At 61.7% G+C, this 14,015-nt stretch carries 6 protein-coding genes; 5 read left to right on the top strand and 1 reads right to left on the bottom strand.

What is annotated here, in order from left to right:
• The first annotated feature begins 50 nt into the window (after positions 1-50).
• From VQ071_RS13065 to VQ071_RS13050, 4 genes are all read left to right on the top strand, one after another.
• Positions 51-1,433, top strand: a complete 1,383-nt coding sequence (locus VQ071_RS13065; RefSeq protein WP_340514448.1) for a family 4 glycosyl hydrolase — start codon at positions 51-53, stop codon at positions 1,431-1,433.
• Between the two features lie 267 nt (positions 1,434-1,700).
• Positions 1,701-8,726, top strand: a complete 7,026-nt coding sequence (locus tag VQ071_RS13060; RefSeq protein WP_340514447.1) for an S-layer homology domain-containing protein — start codon at positions 1,701-1,703, stop codon at positions 8,724-8,726.
• 409 nt (positions 8,727-9,135) lie between these two features.
• Positions 9,136-9,771: a glycoside hydrolase family 11 protein gene (locus VQ071_RS13055; protein ID WP_340514446.1), complete on the top strand. Its 636-nt coding sequence runs from the start codon at positions 9,136-9,138 to the stop codon at positions 9,769-9,771.
• Between the two features lie 107 nt (positions 9,772-9,878).
• Complete coding sequence (locus VQ071_RS13050; protein ID WP_340514445.1) at positions 9,879-10,778, top strand: formylglycine-generating enzyme family protein; 900 nt, start codon at positions 9,879-9,881, stop codon at positions 10,776-10,778.
• Between the two features lie 301 nt (positions 10,779-11,079).
• Here VQ071_RS13050 and VQ071_RS13045 read toward each other — a convergent pair whose 3' ends face one another.
• Positions 11,080-12,009 carry a VOC family protein gene (locus tag VQ071_RS13045; RefSeq protein WP_340514444.1) on the bottom strand — a complete coding sequence of 310 codons (930 nt, stop codon included), beginning with the start codon at positions 12,007-12,009 and terminating at the stop codon, positions 11,080-11,082.
• A gap of 203 nt (positions 12,010-12,212) precedes the next feature.
• On the opposite strand from VQ071_RS13045, the gene VQ071_RS13040 reads away from it, so the two are divergent.
• Positions 12,213-13,928 carry an ABC transporter ATP-binding protein gene (locus VQ071_RS13040; RefSeq protein WP_340514443.1) on the top strand — a complete coding sequence of 572 codons (1,716 nt, stop codon included), beginning with the start codon at positions 12,213-12,215 and terminating at the stop codon, positions 13,926-13,928.
• Positions 13,929-14,015: the final 87 nt, after the last annotated feature.

Here is a 14,015-nt window from a genome sequence, read left to right as displayed (position 1 = left end):
TTTGGCCGTTCTCCTATAATGAGGCTATCACCTACTAGGAGGCTGGATTTGTGAACGATTCGAGCGTGCATCGTCCGAAAGTCGTCGTGCTTGGCGCGGGCAGCTTGTTTTTTGGCCGACAGTCGATTTGGCAGATGGTTCATTCTCCTTACTTGAACAACGGTACGCTGGCCCTGGTCGATACGGATGCAGAACGCCTGGACAAAATGGTGAAGCTGGCCAGGGCGGTAGTAAAGGAAACCGGGGTGCCGCTCAAGGTGGAAGGTTCGACGAGCCGGAGAGAGGTATTGAAGGATGCCGATTTTGTTGTGCTCAGCTTCGCGGACAATACGGTTAAATATCGGGGCATCGACTGTCAGGTTTCCTTAAAGTATGGGATTCGCATGTGCTCGGGGGATACGATCGGACCCGGAGGCATTTTCAGAGCCATGAGAGAGCTGCCGGTCATATTGGCGTGCGCCAAGGATATCGAGGAGCTGTGTCCCGACGCCTGGGTAATCAACTATATCAATCCTTCCGCCGTTCATGGGATTGCGCTGAGCCGCTACGCGCCGAAGCTGAAGTCGTTCGCACTGTGCGACACCCATCATATGCCGCATATCAAGGCGTTTTATGCAGCGCTGGCGGGGATCGTCGCCGACAAGCAAGCATTCACCGCCGACATCGATCGGCGGTTCGACTTCCGGGTGGCCGGCGTCAATCACTTTACCTGGCTGCTCAAGGCGGAGTATGAGGGCGAGGATGTCACGGCTCCGATTGCCGAGGCGATTCGAAAAAAAGCGGAAGCGGAAACCGGAGCTGCAGACGCCAAAGCGCGCTATAACGATACGATCACCTGCCAGCTGTACGACGTATTCGGTTATATCCCGACCTGCACGGGTCATACCAAAGAATACGTCCGGTACTGGCAAGGGCTGGGGAAGACGGAGGATGTTGTCCCGCCGCTGGCGATCTGGGAGACGGAGGACCGGTACCGGCGTCACGAGGAGATGTGGAGGCAGGTGGACGGCTTCCTGTCCGGCGACCTGCCCATCGCCGATTATATGAAGTCGTTCGGCCCCGATCATGCGACGGATATCATCGAGAATATGGTAGGGAACCTGGGCAAGCGCTTCTTCATCAATACGCCCAACAACGGGGTGGTGACCAACATGAACAACGACGCGTTTCTGGAGCTGCTCAGCGAGGTTGGCATGGCTGGCGTGAAGCCGCTTCATGTAGGCGAGATGCCCCGAGGCATCCGAGGCATACAGGAGCTGGTGCTCGACACGCACGAACTTACCGCGGAGGCGGTCGCGGAGCGGAGCCTCGTCAAGCTGCGCAGAGCGATGATGACCGATCCGCTCGTCAATTCCATCCATGACGCTGACATGATCATACAAGAGTTGCTGGAGCTGGAAAAGGAGATTTTGTCGAAAGATTGGTACGCTTAAGGGCCCGCAGCCCGTAAATATAGCATAAAAAACCGCGAAGCCCGGGTGCTTGGCGGTTCTTTTTATGCGGATGCTTTGGCAGTCGAAAGGTCCGTGAAAATAATGGCGAATCATGTCGAGAAATGTCTTTACATAGTATGCAGGGCGGACTTAAACTATTAGATGATCCTAGCCTGTTTGCCATTAATTGCTTCATTTTAAAAGCTTCAGGTGTATGGATAGTTAAGACGACTTCAATTCTGTCATTCTACTAAATGAGGTGGACGGATGAACAAGCTTGGCAAGTTAATATGTGCGTTTGTCGTACTGATCGGTTCTCTGACGATCGGGACGAATGCTTCTTATGCGGCCGTCAGTTGGGAGAGCGTGGGGACGGTCGGATTTGGCGCGGGCACGCACAACAGTCTGGCGCTCGATCGCAATGGGGTTCCTTATGTTGCGTACGCCGCTTCATCGGCAATATTCGTACAGCGGTATGTCTCGGACAAGTGGGAGAATGTCCCCGCGACAGCCTCCTTTGCGATGCGCGCCAACGACATGGTCAAGCTTGCTTTTGATAATCAGAATGCACTTTATATGGTGTTTAACAATACGGGCAACGGCAATCAGGTTGAAGTCGACAAACTCGTAAACGGTGTCTGGGAGCATGTGGGGAATGCCAATATTTCCACGGCTAACGGTTACTACCAAAATCTTGTTTTCGATAGCCTGAATCGGCCTTATATTGCATTTACGGATTTTGGGCAGTCGACCAAGACGAGAGTGCTGACGCTGGACAACGGCACATGGAAAAATGTAGGGAGCTCACTTCCCTGGAACAATTCAACCACATCGGCATCGCTGGGGATTGCCCCCGACGATTCGCTGTATGTGGCCTTTGTCGACGCCAGCGACAGCAACAAGGTCAAAGTATATAAATATAGCGGCGGTGCCTGGTCCATGGTCGGATCGGCGCTCGGCATGGGCGTCAATTCCAACTATACGATCAAGCTGAAAATGGGCTCCGGCGGCATTCCGTATGTCGATTACATCGACGGCGCGCAATCAAGCAAGCTGACGGTCAAGCGCTTCATCAACGGGAGCTGGGAGACGCTGGGGAATGCGGGCTTTTCGCTGGCGGCGGACACGTTCATGTCCTTTGATCTCGATAGTGCGGATGTGCCTTATGTGGCTTTCGGCGCGGACAGCTACAAAGCGCATGTAATGCGGTTTGTGGACGGCGTCTGGGAGTACGTGGGAGGCTCGGGCTTCCTGAGCGATGTCAACCGGATTACAGTAGCTGCGGACCCGGCGAACAACGTCTACTTTCACTATAAATCGACGACTTCTACCAACTTGGGCGTCTACTACGCCAAGCTGCCCTTGACCGATGTGAAGGCGACGGGAGGAAATGGGGAAGCAACGCTGTCCTTCAGTCAGCCGACAGGGGCGACGAATGTCGTCGTAGAGCAATCGGGGGACGGCGGGGCGAGCTGGGCGGTGTCTACGACGAGCGGAGCAGTGACGGCGAGCGCGACGAGTGCGACCGTCACCGGACTTGCGAACAGTACGACGTACCGCTTGCGTCTGAATGTAACCGGCGGCCTGAAGCCGGGGATATCCAATTGGGCGGCGGCGACGCCGCATGCGCCGCTCGGCGATGTGGCTGCATCTGCCGGAGATGCGCAGGTCAATCTGACATTCAGTGCGCCGACCGGGGCGACGAGTGTCGTGGTGGAGCAGTCGAGCGACGGCGGCGGGAACTGGATGACGGCGACGACGAGCAGCTCGGTGACGGCCAGCTCGACGAGCGCGACGGTGACGGGACTCTCGAACGGTACGACATACCTGTTCAGATTAAAGGTCACGGACGGCTCCTACAGCGGGATATCGAATACGGCGACCGCCACGCCGTCCGGCCAGGTGGCCAATCTGGCGGCGACGGCGGGTGACGGGCAAGCGGAGTTGACGTTTAGCGCGCCGACAGGCGCGACGAGCGTCGTGGTGGAGCAGTCCAGCGACGGCGGAGACAACTGGGCGACGGCGACGACGAGCGGCGCGGTGACGGCCAGCTCGACGAGCGCCACGGTGACGGGGCTGGTTAACGGCACGACGTACAAGTTCCGCCTCGTCGTGACGGGCGGCCTGTCCGCAGGTCTGTCCAATGAAGCGACGGCGAAGCCGCTCGCTCCGCTGACCAATCTGGCGGCGACGGCGGGCGACGGCCAGGCGGCATTGACGTTCGGTGCGCCGACGGGCGCGACGAGCGTCGTGGTCGAACAATCGAGCGACGGCGGCGCGAACTGGGCGACGGCGACGACGAGCGGTGCGGTAACGGCAAGCTCGACGAGCGCGACGGTGACGGGATTGGTTAACGGTACGATGTACAAGTTCCGTCTTGCAGTGACAGGCGGTGCGCATGAGGGCAACTCGAACGTGGTCAGTGCGCTGCCTTCGCTGCCGATCGCTGATCTCGCGGCGACAGGCGGTACGGGCCAGGCGACGCTGACGTTCGGCGCACCGACAGGAGCGACGAGCGTCACGGTGGAGCAATCCGGCAACGGAGGCGCGAGCTGGACGACGGCGACGACGAGCGGTCCGGTCACGGCGAGCTCGACGAATGCGACGGTGACGGGGCTGGTTAACGGCACGGCGTACAAGTTCCGCCTGGTTGTGACGGGCGGAGCGAACAATGGCGTATCGAATGAAGCCTCCGCCATGCCCGCCGCGCCGTTGTCAGATCTGACGGCGACGCCAGGCAACGGAGAAGTGGAGCTGGCATTCGGGGCACCGACAGGCGCCACGCATGTTGTGGTAGAGCAATCGAGCAACGGCGGGACGAGCTGGGCGACGGCGACGACGAGCGGCGCAGTGACGGCCAGCTCGACGAGCGCGACCGTGACGGGATTGGTTAACGGCACGGCGTACAAGTTCCGCCTCGTCGTGACTGGCGGCGCACACGAAGGCAACTCGAACGCGGCCAGTGCGCTGCCCTCGCTGCCGATCGCCGATCTGGCGGCCGCAGGCAGCCCGGGACAGGCGACGCTGACGTTCAGTGCGCCGACCGGGGCGACGAGCGTCACGGTGGAGCAATCCAGCGATGGCGGCGCGAACTGGACTGCCGCGACGACGGGCGGTGCAGTCACGGCAAGCTCGACGAGTGCGACGGTGACAGGGCTGGTCAACGGCACGACGTACAAGTTCCGGCTTGTGGTGACAGGCGGCGCGAGCAACGGCGTATCGAACGAAGTCGCCGCCACGCCGACAGCGCCGCCTACGGATCTGGCGGCGACGGGCGGTGTAGGGCAGGCGACGCTGACATTCAGCGCGTCGGCGGGTGCGACGAGCGTCGCCGTGGAGCAGTCGAGCGACGGCGGCGCCAACTGGACGACGGCGACGACGAGCGGGACTGTGACGGCGAGCTCGACGAGCGCGACCGTGACGGGATTGGCAAACGGAACAACCTACAAGTTCCGGTTGAAGATCACGGGCGGTGCGTCCGCAGGTTTGTCCAACGTAGCGACGGCGAAGCCGCTCGCTCCGCTGACCGATCTGTCGGCAACGGCGGGCAACGGGCAGACGACGCTGACGTTCAGCGCGCCGACCGGCGCGACGAATGTCACGGTAGAGCAATCGAGCGACGGCGGGACGAACTGGACGACGGCGACGACGAGCGGCGCAGTGACGGCCAGCTCGACGAGCGCCACGGTAACAGGACTGGTTAACGGAACGACGTACAAGTTCCGTCTCGTCGTGACGGGCGGCGCACACGAAGGCAACTCGAACGCGGCCAGTGCGCTGCCTTCGCTGCCGATCGCCGATCTGGCGGCCGCAGGCAGCCCGGGACAGGCGACGCTGACGTTCAGTGCGCCGATCGGTGCGACGAACGTCACCCTGCAGCAATCGAGCGACGGCGGGACGAACTGGACGGCGACGAGCGTCGCGGTCACGGCGAGCTCGACGAGTGCGACGGTGACGGGACTGGTTAACGGCACGACCTACAAGTTCCGGCTCGTGGTGACAGGCGGCGCGAGCAACGGCGTATCGAACGAAGCCGCCGCCACGCCGACCGCGCCGCCTACGGATCTGGCGGCGACGGGCGGTGTCGGGCAGGCGACGCTGACATTCAGCGCGTCGGCGGGTGCGACGAGCGTCGTAGTGGAGCAGTCGAGCGACGGCGGTGCGAATTGGACGACGGCGACGACGAGCGGTGCTGTGACGGCGAGCTCGACGAGCGCGACCGTGACGGGATTGGCGAACGGAACAACCTACAAGTTCCGGTTGAAGATCACAGGCGGTGCGTCCGCAGGTTTGTCCAACGTAGCGACGGCGAAGCCGCTCGCTCCGCTGACCGATCTGTCGGCAACGGCGGGCAACGGGCAGACGACGCTGACGTTCAGCGCGCCGACCGGCGCGACGAATGTCACGGTAGAGCAATCGAGCGACGGCGGAGCGAACTGGACGACGGCGACGACGAGCGGCGCGGTGGCGGCCAGCTCGACGAGCGCCACGGTAACGGGCCTCGCCAACGGAACGACGTACAAATTCCGCCTCGTCGTGACGGGCGGTGCGCATGAAGGCAACTCGAACGCGGTCAGTACGCTGCCTTCGCTGCCGATCGCCGATCTGGCGGCCGCAGGCAGCCCGGGACAGGCGACGCTGACGTTCAGCGCGCCGACCGGGGCGACGAGCGTCATGGTGGAGCAATCGAGCGACGGAGGTGCGATCTGGACTGCCGCGACGACGGGCGGTGCAGTCACGGCAAGCTCGACGAGTGCGACGGTGACGGGGCTGATTAACGGCACGACCTACAAGTTCCGGCTTGTGGTGACAGGCGGCGCGAGCAACGGCGTATCGAACGAAGCCGCCGCCACGCCGACAGCGCCGCCTACGGATCTGGCGGCGACGGGCGGTGTCGGGCAGGCGACGCTGACATTCAGCGCGTCGGCGGGTGCGACGAGCATCGTGGTGGAGCAATCGAGTGACGGCGGTGTCAACTGGACGACGGCGACGACGAGCGGTGCTGTGACGGCGAGCTCGACGAGCGCGACGGTGACGGGCCTCGCGAACGGAACAACCTACAAGTTCCGGTTGAAGATCACGGGCGGTGCGTCCGCAGGTCTGTCCAACGTAGCGACGGCGAAGCCGCTCGCTCCGCTGACCGATCTGTCGGCGACCGCGGGCAACGGGCAGGCGACGCTGACGTTCAGCGCGCCGACCGGCGCGACGAATGTCACGGTAGAGCAATCGAGCGACGGCGGCACGAACTGGACGACGGCGACGACGAGCGGTGCGGTGACAGCGAGCACGACGAGCGCCACGGTAACGGGCCTCGCGAACGGAACGACCTACAAGTTCCGTCTAGCAGTGACTGGCGGCGCACACGAAGGCAACTCGAACGCGGTCAGTACGCTGCCTTCGCTGCCGATTGCCGATCTGGCGGCCGCAGGCAGCCCGGGACAAGCGACGCTGACGTTCAGTGCGCCGACCGGCGCGACGAGTCTCACGGTGGAGCAATCCAGCGACGGCGGCGCGAACTGGACGACGGCGACGACGGGCGGTGCAGTCACGGCAAGCTCGACGAGTGCGACGGTGACAGGTCTCGTGAACGGAACGACGTACAAGTTCCGTCTCGCGGTGTCCGGCGGTCCAAGCAACGGCGTATCGAACGAAGCCGCCGCCACGCCGACAGCGCCCCCTACGGACTTGACTGCAACGGCGAACGATGGACAAGTCAGCTTGAAGTTCAGCGCACCGACGGGCGCGACGAGCGTCACGGTGGAGCAATCGAGCGACGGCGGCGCCAACTGGACGCCGGCGACGACGAACGGTGCAGTGGCGGCCAGCGCGACGAGCGCGACCGTGACCGGACTCACGAACGGTAAGGCATACCGGTTCCGTCTCGTCATCGCGGGCGGAGCGCATGCCGGCATATCCAATACGGCGGACGCTACCCCGAGTACGGCGCCTGCGACAACGGAGCGCATCTCGCTCGTCGTAGACAACGGCAGCAGCGACATGCCGCTGGCTGCGGGTACGATCTGGCGGACGAGCAATCCGGACGGCACGAAGAACGATTTGGTCACCTATGAAGCAGCCCAAGCGTTGGATACATTAAACAAAGCCAAGCAAAAGGGCGCAAGCACGATCCGCCTGGTCATTCCGGATGCCAAGGACGAAGTTTCCAGGCTGGAAATCACGCTTCCCAAGGCAACGGTCGCTACGATTGCTTCCGGGAACGTTGGCTTTGAGATGTACACGGCAAATGTCCGCTTGATCTTGCCGCGTACGTCGATGAACAGCTTGGACGAGGAACTGTACTTCCGTCTTGTGCCGCTCAAAAAGGCAGAAGAGCAGCAAGCCGTGGAGCAGCGGGTACAAGCGGACGAGCAGGTTAAAAAAGCAGCCGGCAGCGGCGCGGCCCAGATTCTCGCGCGGCCGGTGACAATCGATACGAACCTTTCCAGCCGGACCGTTCAGCTGGTATTGCCGCTCCGAGGCATCGACCTGCCGGCCGGACAGGCTGCCCGCGATCGCTTCTTGTCCGCCCTGTTCGTCTATATCGAGCACAGCGACGGCCAGAAGGAACTGGTCAAGGCGAAGCCGCAGCTGTTCGAAGGCAATGTGTGGGGGTTGTCGTTTAACGTCACCAAATTCAGCACATTCACGATTGTTAAAGTGGCGCAGCATAACGACGGCAACGGACAAGCCGTGACGCATCAGGCGTATATCGAGGGCTATCCCGACCACACCTTCCGTCCCGCCAATCCGATCACGCGGGCGGAGATTGCGGCCTTGTTGTCCAGACTGCAGCTGGGAGCCGGCGGGCAAGAGAAGTCCATCGCCTACACGGACGTGCCGGGCAGCTATTGGGCGGCTGCCGCCATCGATTACGCTACCGTCAACGGGCTTATGCACGGCTATGATGGCGGCCGCTTCGGCCCGACTCGTCCGATCACCCGCGCGGAGCTGGCGGCGGTCATCGCACGCATGCTGGGACTTGCCGAGAGCGGCGCAGCGGCGGCGAACGATATCGACGGACACTGGGCGCAGGCGGATATCCGGAAGGTGATGGCAGCGGGATTCATGACTGCGGGTAAGGACGGCAGATTCAGACCCGACGACAAGCTGACCCGGGCCGAGACGGTGACCGTCTTGAACCGGATTCTGCATCGCGGTCCGCTGTACGGCGTATCCGCGCCGACCTGGCGCGACGCGCCGGCCGCCCACTGGGCGTTCGCAGACATCGAGGAGGCCTCGCGCACGCACGATGCCGAGATCGGCCCGGACGGCACAGAAATGATCAAGCCTTAACCGCAAATACGGATGAGCTCGCGAGAGAGCGTCCAAAAGCAATTCGGGATGAAGCAGCGTTCTTTGCTTCATCCCGTTTGCTTTTGATGGCCCTATCGATGATTTTCAGCGGACGGCGCACGTTCTTCAGGAACGTTCCGTTCCCTGCATGACAGGACGTATTGCCCGCACAATTAACCCCATACGGGGCAAACATCTTCCATGATGTTAAAAATATGGGGTTACATGTTTAATTTGTTCTGTTTTTATGAATTCGCTTACATTCTATAATTTGCATTGAGACAAGGAGGTGAGGATCGCACTTCACGTAGGGCATGGCGCACAATCGGTCATGTGAGGCAGCGAGAAGAAGCAGACAAGCAGAAGGCAGGCAAGCAAGATTAATCCCAATCGAATGAGGAGGCAACTTATGTTTAAGTTTAAGAAGAAAGCTCTGACGGTATTGCTGACGGCGGTAATGGGCACGAGCATGTTCGCGGCGACCTCGAGCGCGGCGACGGATTATTGGCAAAATTGGACGGACGGCGGCGGGACGGTGAACGCGGTCAACGGCTCCGGCGGCAACTATAGTGTAAACTGGTCGAATACGGGCAACTTCGTAGTCGGCAAAGGCTGGAACACCGGCTCCCCGAACCGGGTCATCAACTACAACGCCGGCGTGTGGGCGCCTTCGGGCAACGGGTATCTGACGCTTTACGGATGGACGAGAAACTCGCTCATCGAGTATTACGTCGTGGACAGCTGGGGCACGTACCGCCCGACCGGCACCTACAAGGGATCGGTGACGAGCGACGGCGGCACGTACGATATTTACACGACGACGCGGTACAATGCGCCTTCGATCGACGGCACGCAGACGTTCACCCAGTTCTGGAGCGTCCGGCAGTCCAAGCGGCCGACCGGCAGCAACGTGGCGATCACGTTCAGCAACCACGTCAACGCCTGGAAGAGCAAGGGCATGAATCTCGGCAGCAGCTGGGCGTATCAGGTGCTCGCGACCGAGGGCTACCAGAGCAGCGGCAGCTCCAACGTCACGGTGTGGTAATCGCGGCGCTCTCCCTTTATTAAGATAGTCCGGGCCTGCCGGCCTCGCAGCCGGCGGCCTTCTGCATTTTAACGCCGGATCCGCTCCGTATAAAAGGAGACACAACCATGAGGAAGCGACGCCTGATCCCGATTATCGCCATCCTGCTCGCGGCGGCCAGCGGATGCTCGCAGTCGCAGCAGCTCGCCAATCTTGAGCCGGCCGCGACAGCCGCGCAGTCGAAGCCAACCGCGAACGCAGACCTCGTGCTCATTAAAGGAGGAGCGTTCAAGAATACGAAGTCAGGCTACTACGGCACGGAGATCGCGGTCGCGGACTTCTATATCGGCCGCTTCGAAGTGACGCAGCAGGAATGGGCCTTCGTCATGGGCGACCGGCCCTCGGCGTTCCAAGGCGAACGTCTGCCGGTGGAAAATGTGAGCTGGTACGACGCCATCGAATATTGCAACCAGAGAAGCGTCAAAGAAGGACTCCAGCCGTACTACGACATCGATCGGAACCACAAGGACCCGGACAATCATAGCGACAACGATCCGCTCAGATGGACCGTCAAGATCCGCGCGGGAGCCGACGGGTACCGGCTGCCGACCGAGACGGAGTGGGAATATGCGGCGGGCGGCGGCGCGCTGAGCCGGAGCTTCGCGTACAGCGGGAGCGACGACGCGGACGAAGCCGCCTGGAACTGGCGGAACGCCGGCGACCGGCCGTTGTCCGGCACGTGGAACTGGCCCGCGATCGAGAACAATCGTACGCGCACCCATGCGGTCGGCGGCAAGAAGCCCAATGAGCTGGGGCTGTACGATATGTCGGGCAACGTCAGAGAATGGTGCTGGGACTGGTACAAGGACCCGAATCTCGGCAGCGGCCTGTTCCGCGCGGTCAGAGGCGGCGGGTGGATCGGCGATGTCGGCAGCATCGAGACCGCCTACCGCGGCAAGTTCGAAGCGAGCGGCTTCGGCCCGGACCAGGGCTTCCGCGTGAGCCGGGACGCCGAGACGGACAGATAAAGCATAAAGTGTCGGCCGCCTTGCCCGTCCGTATCGCGGGGACCGCTGGCCCCGCTGCGCCAGATCGCCCTCATTGTACCAGACCGCTCGTCCGCCGCCACCCCCGCGATCCTTCGATCGGCACCCAAAATGTTTAGATTTGCGCGAGACGGTGTGCGGCAGTACGGGGGCGGTGCGGGACAGCGGGCCCGGCATCGCGCGGTGCGAGGCCGAAGTGTACGGACGACAAAAAAATCTCCTTCCCTTGGAAAATCGGGAAAGGAGATTTTTTTGTTTGGGGTGTATGATCTTCCTTGGAGTTTTAACCCCGATACGCCTGCTCCAGCTTCGCGATATCGAACTTTTTCATCTTCATGAACGCCGCCGTCACCCGCTCGATCTGCTCGGGCGTACCGCCCGCCAGCATCTCGTCCATCACGGCGGGGGCAATCTGCCACGAGACTCCGAACTTGTCCTTCAGCCAGCCGCATTGCTCGGCCTCGGGGACGACGGACAGCTGTTCCCAATAGCGGTCGATCTGTGCCTGCGTCTCGCAGCGGACGAGCAGGGAGATCGCCTCGTTAAAGGTGAAGCCGTGATTGTGCGCGCTATCCATCGCGGTCAGCCAGGTGTTCTCCGCCATAAAATCGCTGAACATGACCGTGCCCTCCCGGTCCGGCGCCATGCCGGGACCGTAGCGCTGCAGCTGGCCCGGACGCGAACGCTCGAATACGGACAAGTACAACGCGCGCGCCTCCTCCGCTCTGCCTGCATTTTCCCCGGTGAACATCAGAGCAGGGATGATCGTCGGCCTGGGCTCTCCTTCCGGATTGGTCAGCATGAGCTGCCACGTCACGCCGTACTTGTCCCTGATCCAGCCGAAGCGCGCGCTGAACGGATATTCGCCCAGCGGCATGAGCGGGACGCCGCCTTCGGAGAGCTTGTCCCAGACCTCGTCCAGCTGTTCCCGCGCGCGGCTCTCGCGCGACGGATCGAAGTTGACCATGAACGAGATGGCAGGGTTGAACTTGAACAGCGGGCCCGCAGAGATCGCCATGAACGGCCTGCCCCAGATCGTGAACGAGACGATCTCGGAGTCGCCCGAAGGCGTATCGCCCAGCGTCACCCTGCTGGTGATGTCCGATTCCGGGAACACGGAGGTGTAAAACTGTGCGGCCTCCCCGGCCTCTTTGTCGAACCACAAATGCGGGACGATGCGGGGAGCGGAGCTGTCGAGGTTAACGTCATTCATTTCGGTAGCCTCCTTTTGCTACCATTTTAACATAACGTTCCGGGCGGCGTTTCTCGTGGATTGCTGTGTTGGCCGGCACCGTTCCCGATCAAAAAAGTACAAGCGCCGACGCAACATTTATCTATGGAAAAAAAGGAGAAGGTCGTTTAAACTATTCGATAATGAGAATCGTTTTCAATAACAGGAAAGGAGCTGGCAAGGCTTTGATCTACAGATTTTTTGCCTATTACCGGCCTTACAGGTCGTTGTTCCTGCTCGACTTCGGCTGCGCGATCGTGGCCGGGCTGCTGGAGCTAGCCTTCCCGATGGCCGTCAACGCCTTCGTCGACGATCTGCTGCCGGGCAGCAAGTGGAACCTGATCGTGTGGGCCTCGATCGGCCTGGTCGCGCTGTATGCGCTGAGCGCCGTGCTGATGTATATCGTCAACTACTGGGGCCATATGCTCGGCATCAATATCGAGACGGACATGCGCCGCAAGCTGTTCTCGCATATTCAGAAGCTGTCGTTCCGCTACTTCGACAATACGAAGACCGGCCACCTGATCGGGCGCCTGACGAACGACATGAACATGATCGGCGAGGTGGCCCATCACGGTCCCGAGGATCTGTTCATCGCCGTGATGACGCTTGCCGGCTCGTTCGCGCTGATGCTGTCGATCAATTGGCAGCTCGCGGTGCTGACGTTCATTGTCGTGCCGGGAATCGTGTGGGTCGTCGTTTATTTCAATCAGAAAATGACGCAGGCGATCCACCGCCTGTTCGGCGATATCGGCGACTTCAACGCGCGCATCGAGGACAGCGTGGGCGGCATCCGGGTCGTCAAGGCGTTCTCCAACGAGTCGTACGAGGATGCGCGGTTTGCGGACAACAACGGGCGCTTCCGCGCGACGAAGCTCGCCTCCTACAAGCTGATCGCCCGCAACGGCTCGATCAGCTTCATGATGATGCGGTTCGTGACGGTGTTCGTCATGGTATGTGGCACCTGGTTCGTCATCCGTGGCCGGCTCTCCTACGGCGAGTTTATCGGCTTCCTGCTGCTGACGAACGTGTTCTTCCGACCGATCGAGAAGATCAACGCCATCGTCGAAAGCTACCCGCAGGGCTTCGCCGGATTCAAGCGGTACACGGAGCTGCTCGATACGAATCCGGATGTGGAGGATGCGCCGGATGCGATCGAGATGAAGCCGTTCGAACGGGAGATCCGCTACGACCATGTCACCTTCGGCTACGAAGGAGAGAAGAAGGTGCTGAACCGGGTCGACCTCGTCATCCGCAAAGGAGAGACGATCGCCTTCGTCGGCCCGTCTGGCGCCGGCAAGACGACGCTGTGCAGCCTGCTGCCGAGGTTCTACGAGGTGGAGGGCGGCGCGATCCGCATCGACGGCGCGGACATCCGCAGCCTGAAGCAGGAATCGCTGCGCAGGCAGATCGGCATCGTGCAGCAGGACGTATTTCTGTTCGCGGGTACGATCCGCGAGAACATCCTGTACGGCAAGCTCGAAGCGAGCGAGACGGAGGTATGGGAGGCCGCACGCCGGGCGCGGCTGGACGACTTCATCCGCGCGCAGGAGCACGGGCTGGACACCGTCGTCGGCGAGCGCGGCGTGAAGCTGTCCGGCGGCCAGAAGCAGCGGCTCGCGATTGCCCGCATGTTCCTGAAAAATCCGCCGATTCTGATACTGGACGAGGCGACCTCGGCGCTGGATACGGAGACGGAGCTCGCGATCCAGCAGTCGCTGGCCGAGCTGTCGGCAGGCCGCACGACGCTCGTCATCGCGCATCGGCTCGCGACGATCAAGGAGGCGGACCGGATCGTTGTCGTCACCGATCGGGGCATCGCCGAGCAGGGGCGGCATCAGGAGCTGGTCGCCGCCGGAGGCGTCTACAGCCGCCTGCACCGGGCGCAATTCGGCGTCTGAGACGGGACGCATGCGGCGAGTGCGACGCAACATCATGGCAGGCGCACGGCAACGTATATTCGTGCCTGGCGTCGCGGAGGTAGAGAC

The organism is Cohnella sp. 56 (genome assembly GCF_037963805.1).
Lineage (GTDB): Bacteria > Bacillota > Bacilli > Paenibacillales > Paenibacillaceae > Cohnella.
Note: the sequence above shows the minus strand (reverse complement) of the source record. Positions and strands in the feature narration are given on the sequence as shown.